Source organism: Bacillus sp. FSL K6-3154 (genome assembly GCF_040869395.1).
GTDB lineage: Bacteria > Bacillota > Bacilli > Bacillales > Bacillaceae > Bacillus > Bacillus safensis.
The window spans coordinates 2,487,578-2,511,354 of record NZ_CP152033.1; the positions used below are offsets into that span (position 1 = coordinate 2,487,578).

The following is a 23,777-nucleotide window of genomic DNA, read 5'->3' on the forward strand; positions in this document are numbered from 1 at the left end:
GAGACAAATAAAAAACACCTTCAAGTTTGAAAACGGATCGTTGTAATCCAAAATAAAACATGGAGGTGTTTTTTCTATGGGGACAAGAGTGAGTTATCCGGTTGAAGTCAAACAGAAGGCTGTAGAAATGAGATTGGCAGGCGTATCAATGAAAGAGATTTTGCGGGAATTGAATATCAAAAATAAAACGCAGGTTCAGACATGGGTGAGGTGGCATAAGGCTGGGGATACACACCGGTTCGAACAGCCTGTTGGAAAACAATATACCCATAGAAAGGGTCCCGAGTACTCTTCCGAATTAGAGAGACTGCAGGCAGAAAATCGCTATCTGAGTCAACAGAATGAAGTTTTAAAAAAGTACAACGAATTGGAAAGGAAGTTGATAAGGAAACGTCAATCAAACTGGTAGAAGAATTGTGCAAAACAATGACAGTACAGGACATCTGTGTCCATTTAGGCGTCTCACGCGCTTCGTACTATAGATGGAAAAAAGATCTGACTCAGAATCATTCTAAAAAACAACTAGAGGAACAAATCGGCACGTTGTGCCGAGAGCACAAGTATCGATATGGATATCGAAAAATCACAGCCATACTAAAAATGAGGATGCATATTAACCATAAAACTGTTCAACGTATCATGCAGAAAAACCAGTGGCAGTGCCGGGTTAAAATGAAAAAGCGTAAGAAGAATGGGCAGCCCTATGCCGTGGCCGGTAATATACTGGATCGGAACTTTCAATCTGATCGCCCTCTTGAAAAACTAGTAACGGACATCACGTATTTGCCTTATGGACAGAAACAATTGTACCTTTCCAGTATATTGGATTTATATAATGGAGAAGTAATTGCGTTTACGATTGGTGATAAGCAGGACACAGACTTTATTTTAAACACACTTGATCAGCTCCCAGCACTGCCTGAAAACTGTGTGTTACATAGCGACCAAGGTTCTGTGTATACATCTTACGAGTATCAGAAAGCTGTTCATATAAAAGGCATTACCATGAGCATGTCCCGTAAAGGGACGCCCGCTGATAATGCCTCCATCGAATCGTTTCATTCCTCGCTAAAGTCTGAAACGTTCTATCTTAACAGCATTGATCGAACTACAACCAACATTGTAGAACGCACTGTCAAAGAATACATTTATTATTATAACAACATTCGTATTCAAACAAAACTAAACAACCAATCACCGATCAACTATCGGCAATTGGCTGTATAAAGGTGTTTTGATCCCTGTCTCAAAAACGGGGGTCAGTCCCACGCTCAGGATGCTTTTTTATTTAAGAATTGGCTTTTATCAAGTTGATATGCAGCACGGTGAGTTCATGCTGGCTAATATCAGGATCATGTCCAACGATAAATTCGAGCTCATAATCACCGGTGCGATACACATATTTTTTCTCTTTTGTCTGCGGAATGGTGCTCACTGAATCCGCTGGTCCAAGCTGTTTCTTTAGTAACGAAGGGGTCATACCGCCGATATTCGTTTCTTTTTCTACATTTGTACCGAAATAACGGATTTCATCAATTTTGCCTTTTGCATCATAGTGAAAAGCAAATCCGGGATTCCCCATTTCCGCATGATACAAATCAAAGCTGCTTTGACCTGTTTCTGGATATGGATTGCCGAGCTTATGATGAACGTCTTTTTTTGTTTGAACGCCTATTTTCAGTCCCTGAGCATGGTAGGGCATTTGTCCTTTATGTGCCAGCTTATAAATGCTGTTAAGTGCGGCTTTTGGACCTTGAGGAACGGATTGCTCTGCTGCTGGTGTAGTCATGGCGTGTGCTGAGACAACAGGGCTGAAAGCGAAAAGGGCAGACGAAGCAAGTGAGGCTGTCACGACAAAAGCTGCTGTTTTCTTCATGATAAATCCCTCCTTCTTCTCCTATACCCGGAGTAATCATGATCAAACGTAAAAAGAACCAGCTGATCAAGGATCGGCTGGTTCTTAGTATGAGAACGTTATTTTGAAGAAGAGCTGGATTCATCTTTGGCGGAAGAGGAATCCTTTTCATCCTGTACTTTCTTTGTATAGTCATAATCATTGCGGTCAATCGGTGTAAAGCCTTTAGGCTTGTAGAAACGGAGTAAATCTTCGGTGACAATCTTATCAGATGTCTCCAGCATCTTTTTCACCGTTTCATTTTCTTGGGATGCCTTGTCAGTTGGCTCGATTTTCTCGCCTGTTTTGTTGCTGTAATAGTTATTGCCTACTTTCGTGTAGTCCTTAGACACGAAGTCACCATTTCTAAATGGCACAAGCTCTTTAAAGTTCTTCGATAAGATATCAGAACCAGACATTAAATAGTTCTTCGTATCATCGCCAAGCAGGTGCAGAAGGGTTGGTGCGACATCGACTTCACCAGAGTATTTATGAATCTGTCCGCCTTTTACGCCAGGAACATGGATAAAGAGCGGCACACGCATGAGCTGCGCATTTTCATAATCTCCGATTTTTTGTCCTGTCACTTTTTCCATCGCTTCATTATGGTTTTCAGAAATACCGTAATGATCTCCGTACATAATGACGACTGTGTTGTCATAGAGACCTGACTTTTTCAAATCGTTGAAGAACTGTTCAATCGCTTCATCTAAATAATGGGCCGATTGGAAGTAGTTATCGACGACAGAGTCACCGAAATCACCAGGCTCGAAATCAGTATCACCTTCATCCATTCCAAATGGGAAATGGTTCGATAAGGTAATGAATTTCGAATAAAACGGCTGCTTCATGTTTTTAAGGATTGGCATCGACTCTTTGAAGAACGGTTTGTCTTTCAGTCCATAGTTCTTCGTATCCTGCTCGTTCATATCGTAGTACTCAGAATCGTAAAATCTGTCATATCCAAAGGATTTAAACATTTCATTACGGTTCCAGAAGGTTTTCGTATTGCCATGGAATTCTGCTGACGTATATTGATCCTTCTTCAAAATACCAGGAAGTGCTTGATATGTGTTTTGCGCTTTGTTAATAAAAACAGAGCCCTGTGATAATGGGAATAACCCAGTATCCATCATAAATTCAGCATCAGACGTTTTTCCCTGTCCTGTTTGATGGAAGAAGTTATCAAAGTAAAACGTTTTGTTGTCGTGTGCCAATGAATTAAGGAATGGCGTTACTTCTTTTCCATTCACCTTATAATCAATGACAAAGTTTTGCAGAGATTCAAGAGAAATTGTAATGACGTTCATGCCTTTCGCTTTCCCGTAATAAGCAGGGTTAGGATCAGCGCTGTTCGCTTTTAAATAGTTCTCTACATCTGTCACGTCATTTGAATTTGCCAGAGCACGCTGGCTGTTTGATTTCACATTTTGAATGGCATCAAACACAGTAAAATTATAAGCACCTAAATATTTAACTAAATAATTGCGGTCGAACGATCTTGATAAAAGCTCTGGACGATCGATCTCTGCAGCAACTAAGTTCAAAACAAAGATCACAACAGAGGACACAAGGACGAGTCTAAACGATTTTGACTTTTGTACAGGTACAGTCGTGGCTGTACTTGTTTGCTGCTGCCTTTTCATGCGGACTGCAAGTACGATCAAAATGATTGTATCAATAAAGTAAAACACATCAGTCCAACGCATGAGTGAAAATGCACTATCACCTAATTGTCCGCCATTCGTTCCTGCCTGCATCACTGTAGGCAGCGTGATAAAGTCATTGAAAAATCGATAGTACACGATGTTTGCGTATAGTAAAAAAGACATGAAAAAGTGAATCACAATGATAGCGGCAGGCTGCCATTTTTTCTTGAACAATAAAGCAAAGCCAAGAAAGAACAAGCTGGAGCTAATAGGATTCACGAAAAGCAAAATATGCTGAAGCACATTTGATATACCAAGTTTAAATTCGATTAAATACGCTGAATATGTTTTGAGCCATAGTAAGATGGCTGCAATCAGAAAGAAGCCGAGACCTCTTTTTTGAATAAATGTTTTCATATAAACACTCCTTTTCTCCGATACACGGAAGAGGCGGAACGAAAGAAAACGAACCATTAGAATATACCACGAAATGCACAAATAGAAAAGTCATAACTGGTGAGGCGCCTTTGCAAGCCTGTCCGAGCAATAAAAGGGGAGAAAATGAAAATATTCGACCGTCGAAAAACTTTTTATGAAAATCGACCTATTATTAACAGAAAATTCAGTGATTTTCCAGTTGCTATATCAATAAAACGGGTAAAAAGGCATAAGTCTAAAGAATTAATTTAGTTTCTACAATGGTCATTTAGAGAGTTTTTCCATTGTTTATTAATGTTTATGCAGGTTAAGCAAAAAAAATGAACAATGGAATGGAACAAGATGATGGATAAAAATTCCTCTCATACGATATATCAATATATTTTTGTGTTTCAACAACATAATGCTTTTAATGTGTTTTTTAAGGGTTTCATTTATTTTAATAAGTGAACAAATTATCTAAATATACTTAAGTGAACATATCGAGACTATAAAGTTCTGAATTGGGGTCGATATAGACAGTGACAGGAAATCTTCCATTGAAAGGATTGATAGTATATGACTGTACGAGCAGAGAACCTCGTTCAGAGCTGGTTTCCGAGTGAGGACGGAAATGCAGGAGAGCGTAAAGAACTCATCAAATTGATGGAGCAGATCATTTCAGGGGTCGATGACCTGAAAGATCCCAACCGTGCACACCTTAAAGGTGAAAAGAATCGTGGGGAGGACTTTTACAAAAAGCTCACTGAAACAAGTCAAATTCCGATGAACGGCCAGCAAGCGGAACTTGTGAATGAAGAATTACTGAAGCTTTTACATAACCATCCATACCACACCAAGTATTTCTTCACGAACATTTTGCCAATGGCAAGTACACCAGGAATTTTAGGCATGCTGACAGCTATGCTGGTAAACGGAAACAACCTTTGGGATGTTTATGGACCAGCAGGTGCGGAAGCTGAGGTCAGAGTGGTCTCAATGATGTCTAAGCTCATCGGATATGATCCAAATATGAGCGGGGGATACACAACATGGGGAGGTCAAGGAGCGATTTTTTCAGGACTTCGTTTAGCGATCGCAAAAGCTGCGCCGGAGTCACTGCGAAAAGGAGTTCCACAAAATCTTTATGCGTTTTGTTCTGATGCTGCACATTACAGCTTATTTAAGTCAATGGAAGCAACAGGACTTGGCACAAACAACTTAATCAGAATTAAGACGAATAAAGATCATTCAATGGATATGGAAGATTTGCGTTGTCAAATGGAACGTGTTGCACAGGGTGGCGGGATTCCCGTTTATATTGTGGCAACAACCGGAACAACAGATGCCATTGCAATTGATGATGTTAAAGGGGTACGTGAAACAGCAGAAGCGATTGCTGAAAAGTATGGTCTGAAGGTGCCGCATATTCATGCAGATTCGGCGCTGGGTGGATTCTTTGCTTTCTTTAACGAGTATGATGTATCAGAAAACCCGCTGCAATTCTCAGTCGGTGTTCTTCGTATGCTAAAAGAAATCAAAGCGAAATTCCAGCATCTTTCTCTTGCAGACTCGATGTGCTTTGATTTTCAAAAGCTCGGCCAAACACCTTACACATCCAGTTTATTCTTAGTGAAAAACGCTGCTGACTTAAAGCGTTTGGACCTGGAAGAACAAGAGACGCCATATGTTGGCCATAGAGGCTACGGTGAATACCATACGGGTTATACGCTTGAGTGCTCAAGAATGGGAAGCTCGATCAGTATGCTGAGTGTGCTCTTAACGTTTGGGGTTGAAGGCTATCAGCGCTTGCTCGGTCAATTCTTAGAAGTGAACCTTGCCTTCAGAGAAGCACTTAGTCGAGAAATTCCGCAAGCAGAAGTCGTGAATGATGACAACGTCGGAATGGCTACATTATTTAGAATTTACCTAGACGGCTCACCGCGTTTTCAAGAAGAGATTTCTGGCGAAGCGACTTCAATGGAAATTGAGCGAAACAATGAATTGAACAAAATGCTGTTTGAAAAACTTGGAGAGAAAAGAGATGAGATGTTCTTTGGCGATACAACGAAGTTTTTACTTGTCAACTCAAAAGAAGGTCAAGAATTCTATCTAAGTGTTAGTAAGTTTTTTGTCATCTCACCTTATACGTTACCAGAGCATATCCCTCATATCGTATCTTATTTAAAAGATGTGATTGCATCTGTTTGTGGACAATTTGAAAATGTACATGCTTAAATCAAATCTGAGAGTGGAGATGTAGGAAAAAATGGCGAAACAAAGGAAATTTGGAGGATACACGATATCCTCTAAAATCATGTCAGTCGTTACCGTAACATTACTCGCAACCGTTGCATTATTCGTTCTAACCTTTTATCTAGTGAGCCAGGATTTATCATCCCAGTTATTAAAGCAATTTGATTATCGATTAACAACAGATATTGATACAGCGAAGAAAGAGATCGATAATATGGATGGAAACGTCCTTGGTATTAGCGGGAAAGATGATCCCCTTTATGTGGAGGTCAAAAAGAAATTCACAGAGCTTCAAGAAGATCATACGCTTGAGAACTTATACGTGCTATCTAATAAAGGCGGTAAAGAAAGAATTATTATACTAACCGGTGAAGAAAATGACTTTGATCAAGATTATGCTTTTTCAGAAGAGATGAAACAAGCGCTCTCTGAAGATAAAATGGTCAAAAGTGATATTTACAAAGATTCATTTGGTACACATAAATCAGTCTTTTTGCCAATTAAGGATTCAGGCGGTGAGCTGACAGGGATTTTAGGCATTGATTTAGATGCGTCTGTCGTGCCTCAAACAACGCAGAAGTTGATGATCTATATCACAGTGGCATCTGCCATTGTGCTTATCGGTGGATTACTCTTCTCATACTTCATGGGAAGAAAGATTGCAAAACCAGCACGTTCCTTGATGGAATCAGCGAATCGAATTGCTGACGGTGATTTAACTGGTATGGTAGAGGTTGAAAGTAAAGATGAGATCGGCCAGCTTGCCGCATCCTTCCAAAAGATGCAGGGACGGATTAAAGAGCTTATTTCGAAAATCTCAAACTCATCTAGTGAAGTGTCGAAAATGTCTTCACAGCTTCGTACGGTGACGACCGAATCAAGTCAAAGTGCGCAGCAAGTATCAGAAGCTATGACGAATATGAGTGAAGGAATCAATGATTCTGTCGCAAATATTACGGATTGTACGACATCCGTTGCAGAGATCGATACTCAAATCGAAGGCGTCACAAAAGAAGTTGACGAAATGAAATCTGTTTCATCTGACGTACAAAAGCAATCTGAATCTGGTCAAAAATTAGTGAACCATGTGCTTGATCATCTGAATATGCTACATGACAAGATGACCAACTCAAAGCAGGCAGCAGAAGAATTACAATCTCATTCAACGGAGATTGAAAGTGTCATCTCGATTATTACGGACATTTCAGCCCAAACGAATCTGCTTGCACTGAATGCTTCAATTGAAGCGGCACGTGTTGGAGAAGAAGGAAAAGGGTTTGCTGTTGTGGCAGATGAGGTGCGCAAGTTAGCTGAGCAATCAGCGGATGCGGCTAAAACCGTTTCAGACCTTGTCATCGGCACACAGGAAAACAGTCAGCGCGTTCTTGAAAGTGTAGAGGAAAGTAGTAAAGCAGTGGAAGAAGGACGTGAGCAAATGGAAGGCACGTCACAAAATTTCGCTTTGATTTACGACGGTGTATCTCAGTTTTCAAGGAGAACGAACAATTTGCTTGCTTCTATTAAGCAAGTTGAGCAAGCATATCAAACGATTTCTACATCGATTGAGCAAATTTCTGTTGTATCGGAAGAACATGCAGCCAGCTCTCAAGAAGTGGCGGCAGCAACAGAACAGCAAAGTGCTGGTATGCAGCAAATTTCAAGTGCGATTGAACAGCTCTCTGACATGTCAGAGGACTTAGCACAAATGGTCTCAACCTTCAAAGTCGACAATAAATAACGAGAAAGGGCTAAAATATTTTAGCCCTTTTTCTCTTTTCAGCGAAGAAGGGACGAGCACCTGAGCGCAGGATAGACACCGAATGCGAGGGCTTGTCTAGACGCTGATGCTGGCTCTTGTGAGAGAGCCAGCTTTTTTGCTATGCTTAATCAAATACTTGCGGCGAAAGGAGAAACGCTATGGATTTTGCGCAGAGATTATCAGAAGAACGGATCAAAAAAGCGATGGATAACGGGGCTTTTGAAGGTTTATCTGGCTTTGGGAAGCCTTTGCCAAAAGATGACGCTGCTCATGTACCAGAAGAACTTAGAATGGGCTACCGCATCATGAAAAATGCCGGATTTGCTGGGGAAGAAACAGTGCTGAAAAAAGAACTCATGACTGTCAAAGAATTACTTCAATCAAGCATAGATGGAGAGGAAAGAAAGAAACTGTCTCTCATCTGTGAAGAAAAACAAAAACGTCTGGATGAACTTACATCTAAGCGCCAAACTTTTGCCCGCCCAGCCTCCTCCTTTTACAAAAATAAGGTCTACGAGAAATTAACGGAGCATAAAAAAAGATGATGACACGCTGCCTCTCCCTGAGCACATTGAGGGAGCTTTTTTATGTAAGCGCTACATTTTGTTGTTGACTACATGTATATACAAATATAAAATATAAATTAACATGTATATACAAGTTTTTTGGTTCTTTTTTCTTATATAAAAAAACGATCTCGGAGGGGATAGTATGGCTGATTATCAGGCAGCAGCAGATCAGATTGTGAAAGCCATCGGCGGCAAAGAAAATATTGATCAAGCGACACATTGTGTAACAAGGCTGCGCTTTGTGCTGAAAGATGAAGACAAGGTGGATGAGAAAGCACTTGAACAAATTGATGAAGTGAAGGGATCTTTCTCAGCGAACGGTCAATACCAAGTTGTTATCGGCCAAGGGGCCGTCAATCGAGTATATGCCGAAATGGTTAAAAGGACGGGGATTGGGGAAGCCACAAAAGAAGACGTCAAGCGTGCCTCTGATCAAAAATTAAATCCATTGCAGCGTGCTGTGAAAACGCTTGCGGATATCTTTATACCGATTCTTCCTGCCATCGTCACAGCCGGTTTATTAATGGGGATTAATAATATTTTAACAGCTCCTGATATTTTCTTCGATCAAAAATCGATTGTGGATGTGTATCCGGCATGGGCTGATTTAGCGAATATGATCAACTTAATTGCAGGCACTGCCTTCACCTTCCTGCCAGCATTAATTGGCTGGTCAGCTGTGAAGCGGTTTGGGGGGAATCCGCTTTTAGGAATGGTCCTTGGTCTAATGCTTGTACACCCGGACTTGTTAAACGCATGGGGCTATGGAGCGGCTGAGAAGACCGGTGACATTCCTGTTTGGAACTTGTTTGGACTTGAAGTGCAGAAAGTAGGCTATCAAGGACAGGTTCTTCCGATACTCGTTGCCTCTTATTTACTTGCAAAGCTCGAATTATTTATCACAAAACGGACACCTGAAAGTATTCAGCTGTTAGTTGTTGCACCAATTACATTATTAGTCATTGGATTTTTATCATTTATCGTCATTGGACCTGTTACCTTTGCAATCGGTAATGTTTTAACATCTGGACTTGTAGCCGTATTCCAGCAATTCGCAGCACTTGGCGGTCTATTATACGGCGGTCTGTATGCAGCATTAGTCATTACAGGAATGCACCATACGTTCCTCGCTGTTGATATTCAATTGATTAACTCAAAGCTGCATGGCACGTTCCTATGGCCAATGCTTGCACTGTCCAATATCGCTCAAGGGTCAGCTGCACTGGCAATGATGTTTGTCTTAAAAGATGAAAAGCAAAAAGGACTTTCGCTGACATCAAGTATTTCTGCTTATTTAGGAATTACCGAACCGGCGATGTTTGGGGTCAACCTGCGTTATCGATTCCCATTTATTTTTGCACTGATCAGCTCAGGATTAGCCGGTATGTTTATCGCCTCTCAAGGGGTGCTGGCAAGCTCAGTTGGTGTTGGAGGCATTCCAGGAATCTTCTCCATTATCCCGAAATATTGGGGGGCATTTGCAATTGGAATGGTGATTGTACTCATCCTTCCATTCATCGGTACTCTTTTATATGCAAAACTAAAAAAGAAGAAGGATTTTTCAGAAGAACTTAACTAGTGGTGGTGAAGGAAATTGAATCAGCAATCAAATGAACCATGGTGGAAAAAAGCGGTGGTCTATCAAATTTATCCGAAGAGCTTTTTAGATACAACGGGCTCTGGTACAGGGGATATCAATGGCGTGACGAAAAAGCTTGATTACATTAAAGAGCTTGGGGCGGATTGTATTTGGCTCACGCCAATGTATGAGTCCCCGCAGCATGACAACGGCTATGATATTAGTAATTATACAAAAATCCATGACATGTACGGCACAATGACAGATTTTGAACGCATGCTGAAGGAAGCGCATGAGAGAGGAATACGAGTCATCATGGATCTAGCCGTTAACCATACATCCATTTTCCATGAGTGGTTTCAAGCCTCGCGTGAGTCAAAGGATAACCCATACCGAGATTATTATATTTGGAAGGAGCCAAAAGCGGACGGATCTCCGCCGAATGATTGGCAGTCGAAATTTGGCGGCCCAGCCTGGGAGCTTGACGAAGTAACAGGAGATTATTATCTTCATTTATATGATGTCACTCAGGCAGATCTCAATTGGGAGAAGGATGAGGTGCGCAGGAAAGTATATGACATCATGCACTTTTGGTTTGAAAAAGGAATTGATGGGTTCAGGCTGGATGTCATCAACAACATCTCAAAGGATCAGCGCTTCTTAGATGACGCCGGACAATCTGTGCAAGGCGACGGCCGCATGTACTATACGGATGGGCCGAGAATTCATGAATTTCTGCATGAAATGAACCAGGAGGTTTTTTCGAAATACGATAGCATGACAGTTGGAGAAATGTCTTCAACGAATATCGCAGACTGTATTCGGTATACAAGACCTGATCGGCAGGAGCTGGATATGACGTTTAACTTCCATCATTTAAAGGTGGATTATCCAAACGGCGAAAAGTGGGCGATCGCACCATTTGATTTTCAAGAATTGAAGTCGATTCTGTCTGAATGGCAGACGAAAATGCATGAGGGCGGCGGCTGGAATGCGCTGTTCTGGTGCAATCATGATCAGCCGCGGATCGTTTCAAGGTATGGTGATGATGACACGTATCATCAGCAATCAGCGAAGATGCTGGCGACCACGATTCATCTGATGCAGGGGACTCCTTATATTTATCAAGGTGAGGAAATTGGCATGAAGAATCCTCGCTTTGAGGACATTTCGTCTTACCGTGATATCGAATCACTTAATATGTACGAAGTCATGCTTGAAAAGGGAAAATCAAAGGAAGAAGCACTCGCCATTTTACAGGTCAAGTCAAGAGATAATGCGAGAACACCAATGCAGTGGACCTCAGAGAAGAATGCAGGTTTCTCAACAGGAACACCTTGGATTGAGCCAGCCCATAACGACATTTCGGTCGAAGCTGCGTTAAAAGACCGGACGTCCATTTTCTATCATTACCAAGCCCTTTGCAGACTGCGTAAAGAACTTGATGTGATCACATATGGCAGCTTCTCCTTACTTTTAGCAGAAGATCCAAAGGTGTTTGCTTATGTTAGAGAAAGCAAGGATGAGAAGCTCCTCGTGATCAATCACTTTTATCCAGGGGAGGCGGACTTCACGCTTCCTGATGAGCTTGTGCAGGCTGTAGATGAGATGGAGGGGCAAGTCCTGTTATCCAATTATGAGGATGTGCCGGCACATATCAAGGGATTTACGTTGCGCCCATATGAGTCAATCGTTTATCATTTAACCAAACGCTAGAAAATGGGGCGGAGGGAAAATGAAAGAGAATAAGTTTCGAGTGATTTATGATCAGCTCGCAAGACGAATTGAGCAAGGTGAATGGCAGGATAAAGGCATCCTCCCATCAGAGCATGAACTTTCTATCATGTACGACACGTCCCGGGAGACGGTGAGAAAGGCATTAAATATTCTTGTGCAAAATGGCTATATTCAAAAAATCCGCGGGAAAGGCTCTGTATTACTGAATCGGGAGAAAATGCAGTTCCCTGTATCAGGTCTTGTCAGCTTTAAAGAGCTTTCCCAAACGCTTGGCCGAAAGACAGTCACAACGGTTCATGAATTTGGCTTAATTAAACCGGATCAGTATATTCAGTCTCAGCTGAAAATTGATGAACAGACAGACGTCTGGAAAGTCATTCGATCTCGTAATATTAGCGGAGAAGAAGTGATTTTAGACAAGGACTACTTCTTGCAAAAGCATGTCGAAGTATTGTCTAAAGACATATGCGAAGGATCAATCTACGAGTATATTGAGGGAGAACTCGGTGTATCGATCAGCTATGCTCAAAAGGAATTTGTGGTAGAGCCATGTACAGAAGAGGATGCCAAGTACCTTGATTTGAAGGGATTTGACCATGTCGTTGTGGTAAAGAATTATGTGTTCTTAGAGGATACGAGTTTATTTCAATACACAGAAAGCCGTCACCGATTAGACCGCTTCAGATTCGTCGATTTTGCTAGAAGAGAAAAAACGGACAGAGCATAGGCTCTGTCCGTTTCAATTTTTGGAGAAATGATTTATAGGAGGAAAAATGATTAGACTGAATCGACCATTAAAATTAAGGGATTTAGAAATTTTTAGCGTGATGAAAGATCATCGAATATTATGTTACGTGATTATTGAAGATACTCGAAAACCGTTTACGGAAGAAGATCGAAAACTAGCGCCATTATGTTATATGGATGAAGAAGATATACAAGCGATTTTGAATGTGTTTCATATTTCAATTATTAATGATGAAAAGTTAAGTGAAGAGGATTTAACTCTTGTAGAGGATTATTTTGCTGATTTTGTGAATAATACGAACTTAACGAATTTTATTATAAGAGATTATGTTCAAGAGGATTTATATGCCATCGATGATGAAGATGATATCACGTTCTTCAATAGAATGCTGCGTCATATAGGATCAGATAATGTGAAAGAATTTGATAAACGCAATTGGATTTATTTATCCCAAGATTGAGATGAAAAGAAGACAAAGGGCTAAAATCAAGATCATTTTAGCCCTTTGTCAACAATATGAGGACAGAGCATACGCTCTGTCCTTTTTTAGGATGATACATTTTTTCTTGTACGCTTGCGCTGGTAGTAATATAGGATACCGCCTAAGGCAAGCATAAGAACACCAATCAATACAGCTGTATACATCATCGTTGCTGTATTAGGGAGTGTTCCGCCTGGGAGTCCGGTTCCATCTTGGTTTGGATCTGTACCTGTATCTCCGCCTGGCACTGATGTACCGCCGTCTCCGCCAGTTTGATCTGGCGTTGTTCCAGCTGCCCCGCTTTGGTTGAGTACGGTATATTCGCTGAAGTGTTCAGTTTGACCTGATACGACCCCATTTTCGAACGATCCGTTACTTGTTTTGGCATAACGGTTTTTCTTGCGGTCTACATAATATACACCAGGTTTCTTCGCCTTTTGAGGCTCATCTAATGTAAAGGATAGTGTGACAGGATCTTTAAAGGTAGAAACCTTTTTCTGATCTTGTTTGATTTGGAAATCATACGTATCCGTTAATGCATTTTTCACCTTATTCGTCTTTTTCATCCATATATCTGCGCTATTTTCGGACAAATTAGAGAGCGGTAATACGAGTCCCACTTTGTCATGATAGATGGTGACGTTTGGATCTTGCTCTCTTTTCTTCAGCTCGGCTACCTGCGCTTTTGATAGAGACAATTGAACGTTTTTCGCTTCGCTTGCTTTTTCTAAATAAAGCAATGCTTTGTTTGTATGCTGCACATACGTTTGGAATTTCTCATCATCTTGAATGTCATAGGCGCCTTTTCCTTTCGCACGCGGAAGGAACACTTCTTTCACTCGATGATCGATGACAGGAGAAATATGCCCGCCGTCTGCCTGTTCAATTTGCTCTTTGAAGATTTCATAGTCAACATAGCCTAAGTCTTCGCCGTGAGAGGCTTCTGTAAAGACGCTGTAGCCATCTCCGCCTGTGCCGACAAATGCGTTTGTCGCCACGCGGTATGTTTTTTGATCATGAATGTCTGTTAGTTTGCCGTTTTGGTCTTTCAGTTTGACATCAATGAGTCTGCTGCCAGCTGGTTTACTCAGCGTAAACGTATATTCAATGCCGGCTACATGAGGGAATGCGCCGCCGCCTTCCTCAATGCCTGAAAGCCCTTGTTCGAGTGCTTTCTTAATTTGGCTGCCTTTTAAATCTGCGACATAGAGTGTGTTTCCGAATGGCATGACCGTTAAAATATCACCTAATGTGATATCTCCTTTTTCAATGCTGCCTCGAATACCACCGCCGTTTGTGATGGCAAGATCAGCACCAGCAGATTCTTGTGCTTTTTTCAGCATGCCGTCAGCAATAAAGTTTCCAAGGTTCGTTTCCTTCGCACGGACATGCTCGCGTTGTCCATCTAAGAGGACATCGGTAGACCCGACTTTTTCCGTTTTTAAATCTTGAATATCTGCCTTGTACTGATCGAGGATCGCTTTTGCATCGGCATCTTCTTTGACAGAGTCATCGATGGTGATGAGGTCAAAAGAAGATTCCTTTGGCTGTACGACTCCTTTTTGATTAAAGGCCACGTCTACTTTTCCTAAGAATTGTCCGTAGTCTTTCACCTGTGCGACAATCGTTGGTTCTTTCTTATTGACGACCTTTAATTTTTCAACAAGGGTGTGCGTGTGACCGCCAATGATTAAATCAATCCCGTCTACTTTTTGAGCAAGCTCAAGATCACGGTTATAGCCAATGTGAGTTAAAGCAATGATTTTGTTGATTTTTTCTTTTGTTTGAATCGTGTTGACTGTTTCTTTTGCTTTCTTGTATGCATCCTTGAATTGAATGTTAGGACCGCTGCTGGATGTAATGGCCGTGTCTTCAGTCGTTAAGCCGAATACAGCCACCTTCTCACCGTTTACATCAAGCAGGATGTATGGGTAAATCCCAGCTTCTTTTTTCTCACCAGCTTTGAATGTGGCTGGCTTTTTCACTAAGCCGCTCAATTGTTTTTCCTTAGAGACATCAACGTTTGATGACACAATCGGGAATGCAGGCTTTTCAAATTGATGACGGTTTTTCGCATCTACATCTGATGCATCACCTGTCAGGAATTGACGAAGAACAGAAGGACCTTTGTCAAATTCATGATTACCAAACGTCATGGCATCATATTTCATTAAGTTCATCAGTTTTAGGTCGGCAAGTCCTTGCCATTTTGTGAAATATAGGTCACCAGAGAAGACATCTCCAGCATCTAATAAAATGTTGTTTTTGCTTTCGGCTCGAACTTCTTTAATCTTTGTTGCACGTCTTGCCGCATCATCAAGGTGTGCGTGTGTATCGTTTGTATGCATTACCGTTAAATTCCAGTTATCTGATGCAGGCGGTTCTGTTGTGTCATCCCCTTTAAAGGCTAGCTTGTACACGCCAAGACCATCTGTGCTGGCGTTACGAACAAAATCTACGCTGCTTGATTTTTCAGCAAACGGCTTAGCTAAAAGAGAAGATTCGAATGTGACTGTTGCGCCCTTGACTGGTGCAATGGACCAGTTTTGATCCGCACTTGGATTGATGGTTTTTTGTTCGATAATATAATCCATCAGCACTTGGCGGTTCTCATCAGCTGAGGCAAGCACCACTTTATCTTGCGTCAGATGCGGGAAGCCCCCGCCGCCAGAAGCTCGATAGTTGTTCGTTACGACTAAAAATTCTTGATTGTCAGAGACTGGTTTCCCATTGTAGGACAGGTTTTTGATGCGGTTTGCATTCGCATTAACAAGAGTGCCTGTTGTGCTGTACTTAGCAGGCTGCGTCACATCGACTTGATAGGTGACACCATCGATCACATCAAAGTTATACGAGCGGTATTCTTCGTTTAAAATAGGCTGTTCATTTGAATCGTTTGGTTTGATCTGATTAAACTGTCCAGCAGACATCTCGAGCCAGTCTTTTACTTCACTGCCTTTCAGTTTGACAATCTGCACGGTGTTATCGTAAAGGTAGAGATCGCCGATGTTTTTAATTGCTAAATCACCTTTTGCGATATTTGTATAATAATTTACACCGTTTCGGCCGCCGGCTTTAAACGGGGCGCCTGCAGATAAAATCGGTAAGTTTTTGTATGACGTGTCCTTCATTTTTTCTTGTGCATACCATTTTTGTGCATCAGTCACAATTTGAATAGAAGGGTCATCCATCACTTGAGCAAAAAAGCTGTTAATGTCTGCTTCTGTTTTACCAACAGGTTTTCTCACATACTCAAGTGTGTTTTGATGCGTTGTTTGAATGGAATCTTTCACAGTGCTGTTTTGAGAGGTGACTCCTGCAACAGATTCAATCTTTCCTGTTCCATCTGTGACCTTCCATTTGCTGCCGTCAGGCTCTAATGTTAAATCAATGACTCCGAGGTAGCTTCCCCAGTTTTTTGACATGACGACTGGAATGCCGTTGATCGTTCCTTTTGAGACATCGAATTTGTCGACGCCGCTATATTCAGCGCTTGGGAATGTGCCGTGCTGGTGGCCGGACACGATCGCATCGATGCCTTTCGTTTTTGTGGCAAGGTCAAAGATCATATTTTCTGATCCTTTAGGTGAAGCGGTTTTTTCAATTCCTGTATGGGCAAGGGCGACGATGATATCTGCGCCTTTTTCCTTCATTTCAGGAATGGTTTCATTGGCAGATTCGACGATATCCTGCACTTGAACTTGTCCATCTAAATTCTTCTTATCCCACGTCATAATTTGTGGTGGAACGAATCCTATGTAACCGACTTTCACAGTTTGGGAAGCTCCGTTTGCATCTTTAAAGGTCTTATCTTGGATCACATAAGGCGTAAAACGGTGTTCTCCATTTAACTTTTTGACGTTCGCATTGACAATCGGGAAGTTAGCCCCGGCAATAGTACCATCAAGAAATGATAATCCGTAGTTAAATTCATGATTGCCAAGTGTTCCTGCATCGTACTTTAGTTTGTTGAGTGTATGAATAATGGGGTGAACCTTTGTTTGATTGATGATACTGTCTTTTTCATTTTTGTAAACGTATTCTCCAAGAGGGGTTCCTTGAATCAGGTCTCCGTTATCAACAAGGAGTGTATTTGGATTTTGTGAACGGTGCTTTTCAATCAGCTCGGCTGTTTTTGCCAAACCAAATTCATTTGTTTCTTTGTCGCTGTAATAATCGTAATTCATCATGTTCGCATGAACATCCGTTGTGGCTAAGATGCTGACTTTTACGGCATCGCCGTTTTCTATTGCTGCATGAGTAGGTACTGCTGGGAGAATGAGACTAATCATCATAATGGAAGTGAGCAGAATAGACAGGTTTTTCCTTCGTTTAGACCTATGTGCTTGCTTCTTCACCTGATCTCCGCCTTTCTAATTTTTTTGACCACAATACCTATTGTAGAAATGTTTCGTTAACTTTTGTAGTTATTTTTTGCAGATTATTGTAAAGATAACATAAATCATACGAATTACCTTGTTGAGGAAATATAAATAAGTCTAAATGCTTATTTTCATCATAAGGGGTTATCTGATCGGGATAGGATGTTTGATTTCAATGTACCCGGGTATAGTGTGTAGTGTAAACGATAATCAAGCAGGAGGGTTTCTACATGGGTAAGAAAATTGCAGTTGTATTAACAGATTACTTTGAGGATGTTGAATTCACCGAGCCTGCAAAAGCCTTTAAAGATGCAGGCCATGAGATCACAGTCATTGAAAACGAAAAAGGAAAAACAGTAAAAGGGAAGCAAGGAGAAGCAGAAGTGAGAGTGGATGCGTCCATTGATAACGTGAAGCCTGAAGACTTCGATGCACTTCTGATTCCTGGCGGGTTCTCACCAGACATTCTGCGTGCAGATGACCGCTATGTTCAATTCACAAGAGCATTTATGGACGAGAAAAAACCAGTATTTGCGATCTGTCACGGACCGCAATTGCTCATTACAGCAAAGACACTGGAAGGCAGAGGCGCGACTGGCTATACATCCATTCAAGTAGATATGGAAAACGCAGGCGCAAAATTCAAAGATGAAGAAGTTGTCGTTTGTCAGGATCAGCTTGTGACAAGCCGTACACCTGATGACATTCCAGCATTTAACCGTGAATCATTAAAACTGCTCGCAAAATAAGCAGTTTTGACAGGATAAACAAAGCCAGCACCTTGCGGGGTGCTGGCTTTTTCTGTGCATGGATGGAAGAAAGCGGCGTAAACCGAATCCAGTTTCCTTTGCACGATTATTTTCTTAAGTTTTTTAGCTCGCTTGCGATGGCTTGCATTTCACTTGGGCTGAATGAAGATTTTTTCATCACCATTTGGTGTAGAAATTCAATATCTTCGTACTTGTCTGGACTGAAGTCCTCAGCTTTGATGACTCCAATGTTCAGCATATTTAACTTTTGCGAAATGTCTTCAATCAGCTGATTGACTTCAGCCGCTTTTTGCTCTGACAAGGGCGGCACGTCCTTTCCTGCATATGTGTTGAATAATATGTCTATTTTAACAGAAAAGCAAAAGAATAAAAGGGCTATTAAGACGACACCGAGATGTTTTTCTCCTTTTTCTCCTGCTTGATCTTATCAATGATTCGTTTAGATTCAAACACGACAACTCCTGACAAACCGATGAGGCCGATTAAGTTAGGAACAGCCATCAGTCCGTTTAGCATATCCGCTACGCCCCAGACGAAATCATTCTTAAACACGGCACCGAAAAAGACAGCAATAACAAACACAACACGATAATACATCACATATGAATCTTTCGCCAAATATGTAAAGCATTTTTCGCCATAATAGGACCAGCCAATAATGGTGGAATAGGCGAATAAAAGTAAGCCGATTGCAACAATGATTGAGCCGATTGGACCAAGGAAATGAGCAAAGGATAACGAGGTGAGTGCATCACTTTTTTCTGTGACGTACATATCGGCCATGACAATTGTGATCCCTGTAATGGAACAAACAATCATCGTATCAATAAAGACTTGCGTCATTGACACAAGCGCTTGACGAGCAGGCATATCTGTTTTTGCAGCAGCAGCAGCGATTGGTGCAGAACCGAGACCTGCTTCATTGGAAAATACCCCTCTCGCCACACCCCAGCGGATTACGGTTCCGATCGCACCGCCTGCAACGGCTTGGCCTGTAAATGCATCCGTAAAAATGAGCCCGACGGCACTTGGGACAAGATCCGCATTCATGACAAGAATGATCAGTCCGCAAATGACGTAGAATAAAGCCATGACCGGTACAAAAATAGCCGTCACACGGCCAATGCTTTTAATCCCGCCTAAAATCACGAGGGCAGTAAAGACTGTAATGATAATGCCGGTGATCCATGTTGGAATCTGAAAGGTTGAATTCATGACACCAGAAATAGAATTTGACTGCACGAGATTCCCAATCCCAAATGCAGCCGTGGCGCCAAAAATAGCAAACAGCACCCCTAGCCATTTTTGCTTCAAGCCATGCTCCAAATAGTACATCGGCCCGCCGGACATTTCCCCTTTTTCATTTTTGACACGGTATTTCACTGCGAGAACAGCTTCAGCATATTTAGTCGCCATTCCAAAGAACGCTGCAAACCACATCCAAAACACAGCGCCTGGTCCGCCGGCAATGACAGCAGAGGCGACCCCTACAATATTTCCCGTTCCAACCGTTGCAGCAAGGGCTGTCATTAATGCTTGGAAGTGAGAAATATCACCTTCTGATGTCTTATCTTGCTTTGAAAATGCCAGCTTAAGCGAATAGGGGAGCAGCCTAATTTGAATGAAGAGCACGCGAAAGGTAAGGTAAATCCCTGTCCCCACGATCAAAAACAAAAGCGGCGGTCCCCATAATACATCATTGATACTGCTGACAATCTGTTCTACCCATCCCATATGTATCCCCCTTTATTTGTTTATTTCTCCTAAAGTGTCACCTTTTTTTGTATAATGTGTCAATGCCGATGGGAGTTTTTCTTGCAAAGTTTTCAAAAGAAAAAGGGCTTGATATGATAGAGAAAAGGTTTTCGAAAGCAGTTCTTAGGGAAAAGATAGGAGGAGAATGAAGGATGATTCATGTATTATTCGTATGTCTTGGCAATATTTGCAGGTCACCGATGGCAGAGGCCATGTTTAGAAAACGAGTAGAAGATGAGGGGCTAAGCGAGCACTTTGTCATTGATTCAGCAGGCATTGGCGGCTGGCATCAAGGCAGTCCTCCGCATGAAGGAACACGAAAGCTGCTTGATGAAAAAGGGATCAGCTATGAAGGGATGTCCGCAAGACAAATCATAGATGAGGACATCACAGCATACGACTATATCATTGCGATGGATGCTGAAAATGTAGGGGCACTTCGCAGTATAGCCGGCTATGGGAAACATCACTTTATTGGCCGTCTTCTTGACTTTGTTGAAGACGACGATCGAGATGATGTGCCAGACCCTTATTACACTGGAAACTTTGAGGAAGTACATGATTTAATTGAAAAAGGAATTGATCGTTTTTTGACGTATGTAAAAAAAGAGAAACACCTTTAACTGAAAGGAGATCAGACGAGATGGAAGAAAAAAATCAAATCATGCTTCGAGGAGCTGTGATAGGAGCAGCTTGCGGCGCACTGCTGACATTATTTCATCGGCCAACGAGAATCGCGCTCAAAGACAAATGGGATGACTGTCAGGAAAAGCTGGCGGAATACCGTCAGGAGCCAGCCAGAATTTCTGCTTGTATGAAAGAAAAAATGGAAGAAACGAAGCAGCTGATGCGAACAGTCTCAGATGATTTGTCATTTTTAAATGAACAAGTCAATCAGTTAAAGGAAACAACCCCAAAAGTATTAGAGATTATTGAAGAAACAAAGGATCACTTTCGATCGAAATAGAAAGATTGATCATTGGAGATGAGGCGTATGGGTTTTATTAAAGCGTTAATTGAACGCTTTTTGCTGCATGAAGGACCGGCAAAATCTGCTGAGCTTGCTTACTTCTTTTTGCTTTCATTATTTCCGTTTCTCATCTTCGTGCTGACACTCGTTGGATATTTGCCGCTGACGTCGAAGGATGTCCTAAGCGTCATCTCTGGTTATGCGCCAGAAGGAGCGCTTTCGATGATTGAATCCATTGCCGAAGAGACACTGAACAGCCGTAACGGCGGATTGCTGTCATTCGGGATTATTGCCGCCCTTTGGTCTGCATCTAACGGGATTAATGCCGTCGTCAGAGCATTTAACCATGCTTACGAAGTTGAGGAAAATCGTTCCTTCATTCTCGTACGTTTAACATCAATCATTTTAACCATCGCAATGGTTCTCACGATTATTTTTGCCTTAATGCTGCCTGTCTTTGGAAAAGAACTTGGCTTATTTCTCGCTGAACTAGTCGGGCAGTCAGATGCCTTTCTCACCATTTGGACGGCCATGAGGTGGATCATTAGCCCGCTGATTTTATTGATTGTGTTTACAGCCTTGTACTATTTCGCCCCAAACATTAGACTGAAATTGAAATTTGTTCTGCCAGGCGCCATTTTTGCCTCAATTGGATGGATTTTGGTGAGTATGCTGTTCTCATTTTACGTAGGCGAGTTTGCGAATTACAGTGCGATGTACGGAAGTATTGGGGGAATCATTATTTTAATGATCTGGTTCTATTTAACCGGTATCATGATTATCCTTGGCGGCGAGCTCAATGCGCTTTTACATAAGCGTAAAATCGTACCAGGCAAGGTGTGAAGAAATCCGGGCATCCTAAAGAAGAACAACATGTTCAATCTTGATGGATGGGGGAATCACATATGTCCAAACAATCGAAAAAAGGCGGAAGCAACACGAAACAAAACAAAGGCCATCAGCCAAAGCACAAAACAAGCGGCAGTGCAAACGGGCAAAATGGTTATCATTAAATGAAAAAACTCCTCTGCATAGGTGCAGGGGAGTTTTTATTTCGATAATCGTATATATCGCTTAAGGATAAAAGCTGTATCAGGTTTTGACTGGTAATGAGGATCATGCTGAAACCCTGCGTTTATCGCTACACGTTCACTTCTGACATGGCCAGCAGGACAAAAAATTTCAAATCCATCGACTTTAGGAGCAAAGGTTTCTGTCATAGATTTGACGATGGTTGTCACAATGCCCTGTCCTTGCGCGTCTTCATCAATCCAATAACCGATATTGCCTAATTGTTGATTAAATGTCAGACGGAACACACCGATTAATTGCTCGTTCAGCTGAATGCCAGCTTCCAACCCTTTTTGTTCATTGTAGGTGGTTTGAGTTGATTGAATAAACGTTTTGACAGCTTCTACGCTTTGGCATTGATGAACCCAAGGCAGCCACTCCCCTAAATGGGCCTTATTCTTTTGAATAAGGCTAAATAGTGAGTCCGCATCATCTAATTGTAGAGATGCCAAAGTCAATTCATTTGTGATGTGATATGTAAACAACGATTGATCCCCCATTTTAGTGACTTTCCAGCACTGCCTGCGTTCTCCCAAATCGAACGCAGCAAAACACAAATAATATCACGATGCTGACAAGGTAAAGTAAATTCATTCCTTCAAACGTTTGCACAAAGAATCCTCCGAGTACCGGCCCGAGAATACTGCCTGCACTAAACGCCATTCCGCACATCAAATTCCCGGCGGGAAGCAGATGCTTTGGCAATAAGTCGGTCATATAACTGATGCCAAGTGAGAAGGTAGAGCCTACAGCCATTCCGGCAATAAAGAAACAGATGGCTACAGCCAAAACGGATTGAATGAAAATCCCTGCCAAAAGGAAAAAGAATGATCCAGCGAGTGTCACACATAAAATGATGCGGCGCCTGCCAAACCGGTCACTGAGCATCCCAAGAGGAAGCTGAAAGACAATGCTCCCTATGGCAAACGCAGGTAAAATAAACGCAACTGCATCTACTGTCACACCGCTTCTGAGTGCATACACAGGGAAGTTACTATTAAGCGTTGTTTCTAAAAAGCCATAGCAAAATGGCATCATAAAGGCGACCCAGCCAAATTGAAAGGCCTTTTTAAAGCGCTTTAAACTGTTTGTCTGCTCTGACGTTTGCACTTCGCCTGTATCTGGATATGCATTTTTTAAAACAAACACAAGCAGCCAAATACATAAACTAACGGCACCAGAAACAATAAAAGGCAAGGCTGGATTGATCTCAATGAGCGGCGTTAAAAAAGGGCCGGCGGCAAAACCGAGTCCAAATGATAATCCATACAATGAAATATTTCGTCCGCGATTTCTTGATGATGAAGCATAGGTCACCCACGTCTGTGTAGAGAAATGCAGCATATGGTCACCAATCCCGATCATGAGCCGGAGGAAGAACCAGACGACATAAGATTCAAAAAACACAAAGCTAAATAAGCTTAAAAAGACAGCGGCGCCTCCAATGACGATTAATGGCTTAAATCCAAACCGGCGAAGCGGTGCTTCCATAAAAGGAGACGCAAGCAGTACACCGAGATATAAGCCTGTGGCATGCAGGCCGTTTAACGTAGGAGAAGTACCGGCATGTTCAAAGATAATGGAAATGACAGGAAGTAATGCCCCCTGTGAAAAACCAGATACGGATACAAGTAAAATTAAAATCATAAAGTGAATTCTCGACATAAGATGCTCCTTACAAGTTCATGCTTTCATCGTACAATGTAACCACAGGGGTTTCAATAGAAAGGTGGAAAAGGA

At 41.8% G+C, this 23,777-nt stretch carries 19 protein-coding genes; 12 read left to right on the forward strand and 7 right to left on the reverse strand.

Features of this window, described 5'->3' with window-relative positions; all coding sequences use genetic code 11:
• Nucleotides 1–76 precede the first annotated feature (76 nt).
• A protein-coding gene (locus tag MHH61_RS12735; RefSeq protein ID WP_098677243.1) for an IS3 family transposase occupies nucleotides 77–1,227 on the forward strand; the annotation gives its coding sequence in 2 pieces (ribosomal slippage) (nucleotides 77–350 and nucleotides 350–1,227; 1,152 coding nt in all).
• A 61-nt stretch (nucleotides 1,228–1,288) separates the two neighbouring features.
• On the opposite strand, the gene MHH61_RS12740 is transcribed toward MHH61_RS12735, so the two are convergent.
• The gene (locus MHH61_RS12740; RefSeq protein ID WP_125587442.1) at nucleotides 1,289–1,876 is read right to left on the reverse strand and encodes a YjgB family protein; all 588 of its coding nucleotides are present in this window, start codon (nucleotides 1,874–1,876) and stop codon (nucleotides 1,289–1,291) included.
• A 98-nt stretch (nucleotides 1,877–1,974) separates the two neighbouring features.
• On the reverse strand, nucleotides 1,975–3,960 hold the full coding sequence (locus MHH61_RS12745; protein ID WP_125587443.1) for an LTA synthase family protein: 1,986 nt from the start codon (nucleotides 3,958–3,960) through the stop codon (nucleotides 1,975–1,977).
• Nucleotides 3,961–4,539: 579 nt separating this feature from the next.
• Between MHH61_RS12745 and MHH61_RS12750 the strand changes: the two genes are divergently transcribed.
• The 7 genes from MHH61_RS12750 (at nucleotide 4,540) to MHH61_RS12780 (ending at nucleotide 13,068) form a co-directional block, all read left to right on the forward strand.
• The gene (locus MHH61_RS12750) at nucleotides 4,540–6,198 is read left to right on the forward strand and encodes a pyridoxal-dependent decarboxylase (RefSeq protein ID WP_125587444.1); all 1,659 of its coding nucleotides are present in this window, start codon (nucleotides 4,540–4,542) and stop codon (nucleotides 6,196–6,198) included.
• A gap of 31 nt (nucleotides 6,199–6,229) precedes the next feature.
• On the forward strand, nucleotides 6,230–7,954 hold the full coding sequence (locus tag MHH61_RS12755) for a methyl-accepting chemotaxis protein (protein ID WP_024425858.1): 1,725 nt from the start codon (nucleotides 6,230–6,232) through the stop codon (nucleotides 7,952–7,954).
• 179 nt (nucleotides 7,955–8,133) lie between these two features.
• The gene (locus tag MHH61_RS12760; protein WP_125587445.1) at nucleotides 8,134–8,520 is read left to right on the forward strand and encodes a DUF1992 domain-containing protein; all 387 of its coding nucleotides are present in this window, start codon (nucleotides 8,134–8,136) and stop codon (nucleotides 8,518–8,520) included.
• A 166-nt stretch (nucleotides 8,521–8,686) separates the two neighbouring features.
• Complete coding sequence (gene treP, locus MHH61_RS12765) at nucleotides 8,687–10,123, forward strand: PTS system trehalose-specific EIIBC component (protein WP_024425280.1); 1,437 nt, start codon at nucleotides 8,687–8,689, stop codon at nucleotides 10,121–10,123.
• A 15-nt stretch (nucleotides 10,124–10,138) separates the two neighbouring features.
• Complete coding sequence (treC, locus tag MHH61_RS12770; protein WP_024425855.1) at nucleotides 10,139–11,839, forward strand: alpha,alpha-phosphotrehalase; 1,701 nt, start codon at nucleotides 10,139–10,141, stop codon at nucleotides 11,837–11,839.
• Between the two features lie 19 nt (nucleotides 11,840–11,858).
• Entirely contained in the window at nucleotides 11,859–12,587 is a 729-nt protein-coding gene (gene treR, locus MHH61_RS12775) for a trehalose operon repressor (protein ID WP_024425854.1), read from the forward strand.
• A gap of 46 nt (nucleotides 12,588–12,633) precedes the next feature.
• Nucleotides 12,634–13,068, forward strand: a complete 435-nt coding sequence (locus tag MHH61_RS12780; protein ID WP_125587446.1) for a terpene synthase — start codon at nucleotides 12,634–12,636, stop codon at nucleotides 13,066–13,068.
• A gap of 86 nt (nucleotides 13,069–13,154) precedes the next feature.
• Here the strand turns inward: MHH61_RS12780 and MHH61_RS12785 are convergent, their stop codons facing one another.
• Nucleotides 13,155–17,447 carry a multifunctional 2',3'-cyclic-nucleotide 2'-phosphodiesterase/3'-nucleotidase/5'-nucleotidase gene (locus MHH61_RS12785; protein WP_125587448.1) on the reverse strand — a complete coding sequence of 1,431 codons (4,293 nt, stop codon included), beginning with the start codon at nucleotides 17,445–17,447 and terminating at the stop codon, nucleotides 13,155–13,157.
• A 254-nt stretch (nucleotides 17,448–17,701) separates the two neighbouring features.
• Here MHH61_RS12785 and MHH61_RS12790 point away from each other — a divergent pair, with 254 nt between their 5' ends.
• Nucleotides 17,702–18,220, forward strand: a complete 519-nt coding sequence (locus MHH61_RS12790; RefSeq protein WP_024425275.1) for a type 1 glutamine amidotransferase domain-containing protein — start codon at nucleotides 17,702–17,704, stop codon at nucleotides 18,218–18,220.
• A gap of 106 nt (nucleotides 18,221–18,326) precedes the next feature.
• On the opposite strand, the gene MHH61_RS12795 is transcribed toward MHH61_RS12790, so the two are convergent.
• Complete coding sequence (locus tag MHH61_RS12795; RefSeq protein ID WP_003214000.1) at nucleotides 18,327–18,542, reverse strand: DUF1128 domain-containing protein; 216 nt, start codon at nucleotides 18,540–18,542, stop codon at nucleotides 18,327–18,329.
• A gap of 77 nt (nucleotides 18,543–18,619) precedes the next feature.
• Nucleotides 18,620–19,975, reverse strand: a complete 1,356-nt coding sequence (locus tag MHH61_RS12800; protein ID WP_024425851.1) for a sodium:alanine symporter family protein — start codon at nucleotides 19,973–19,975, stop codon at nucleotides 18,620–18,622.
• A gap of 173 nt (nucleotides 19,976–20,148) precedes the next feature.
• Here MHH61_RS12800 and MHH61_RS12805 point away from each other — a divergent pair, with 173 nt between their 5' ends.
• Genes MHH61_RS12805 through MHH61_RS12815 form a run of 3 tightly spaced genes read left to right on the forward strand, consistent with a single transcriptional unit; the run spans nucleotide 20,149 to nucleotide 21,809 of the window.
• On the forward strand, nucleotides 20,149–20,619 hold the full coding sequence (locus MHH61_RS12805) for a low molecular weight protein-tyrosine-phosphatase (protein WP_024425273.1): 471 nt from the start codon (nucleotides 20,149–20,151) through the stop codon (nucleotides 20,617–20,619).
• A gap of 20 nt (nucleotides 20,620–20,639) precedes the next feature.
• Nucleotides 20,640–20,963, forward strand: coding sequence for a YtxH domain-containing protein (locus tag MHH61_RS12810; RefSeq protein ID WP_041106306.1), 324 nt, complete (start codon nucleotides 20,640–20,642; stop codon nucleotides 20,961–20,963).
• 27 nt (nucleotides 20,964–20,990) lie between these two features.
• Entirely contained in the window at nucleotides 20,991–21,809 is an 819-nt protein-coding gene (locus MHH61_RS12815; protein ID WP_024425272.1) for a YihY/virulence factor BrkB family protein, read from the forward strand.
• 206 nt (nucleotides 21,810–22,015) lie between these two features.
• On the opposite strand, the gene MHH61_RS12820 is transcribed toward MHH61_RS12815, so the two are convergent.
• Both MHH61_RS12820 and MHH61_RS12825 read right to left on the reverse strand, forming a co-directional pair.
• Complete coding sequence (locus MHH61_RS12820) at nucleotides 22,016–22,522, reverse strand: GNAT family N-acetyltransferase (RefSeq protein WP_034623158.1); 507 nt, start codon at nucleotides 22,520–22,522, stop codon at nucleotides 22,016–22,018.
• A gap of 16 nt (nucleotides 22,523–22,538) precedes the next feature.
• Nucleotides 22,539–23,702, reverse strand: a complete 1,164-nt coding sequence (locus tag MHH61_RS12825) for an MFS transporter (RefSeq protein WP_125587449.1) — start codon at nucleotides 23,700–23,702, stop codon at nucleotides 22,539–22,541.
• Between the last annotated feature and the right edge of the window lie 75 nt (nucleotides 23,703–23,777).

Bases quoted from the DNA above. Each gene is read 5' to 3' on its own strand.
- MHH61_RS12740 (WP_125587442.1), bottom strand. From the start codon at position 1,876: ATGAAGAAAACAGCAGCTTTTGTCGTGACAGCCTCACTTGCTTCGTCT.
- MHH61_RS12745 (WP_125587443.1), bottom strand. From the start codon at position 3,960: ATGAAAACATTTATTCAAAAAAGAGGTCTCGGCTTCTTTCTGATTGCA.
- MHH61_RS12750 (WP_125587444.1), top strand. From the start codon at position 4,540: ATGACTGTACGAGCAGAGAACCTCGTTCAGAGCTGGTTTCCGAGTGAG.
- MHH61_RS12755 (WP_024425858.1), top strand. From the start codon at position 6,230: ATGGCGAAACAAAGGAAATTTGGAGGATACACGATATCCTCTAAAATC.
- MHH61_RS12760 (WP_125587445.1), top strand. From the start codon at position 8,134: ATGGATTTTGCGCAGAGATTATCAGAAGAACGGATCAAAAAAGCGATG.
- treP (WP_024425280.1), top strand. From the start codon at position 8,687: ATGGCTGATTATCAGGCAGCAGCAGATCAGATTGTGAAAGCCATCGGC.
- treR (WP_024425854.1), top strand. From the start codon at position 11,859: ATGAAAGAGAATAAGTTTCGAGTGATTTATGATCAGCTCGCAAGACGA.
- MHH61_RS12780 (WP_125587446.1), top strand. From the start codon at position 12,634: ATGATTAGACTGAATCGACCATTAAAATTAAGGGATTTAGAAATTTTT.
- MHH61_RS12790 (WP_024425275.1), top strand. From the start codon at position 17,702: ATGGGTAAGAAAATTGCAGTTGTATTAACAGATTACTTTGAGGATGTT.
- MHH61_RS12800 (WP_024425851.1), bottom strand. From the start codon at position 19,975: ATGGGATGGGTAGAACAGATTGTCAGCAGTATCAATGATGTATTATGG.
- MHH61_RS12805 (WP_024425273.1), top strand. From the start codon at position 20,149: ATGATTCATGTATTATTCGTATGTCTTGGCAATATTTGCAGGTCACCG.
- MHH61_RS12810 (WP_041106306.1), top strand. From the start codon at position 20,640: ATGGAAGAAAAAAATCAAATCATGCTTCGAGGAGCTGTGATAGGAGCA.
- MHH61_RS12815 (WP_024425272.1), top strand. From the start codon at position 20,991: ATGGGTTTTATTAAAGCGTTAATTGAACGCTTTTTGCTGCATGAAGGA.
- MHH61_RS12825 (WP_125587449.1), bottom strand. From the start codon at position 23,702: ATGTCGAGAATTCACTTTATGATTTTAATTTTACTTGTATCCGTATCT.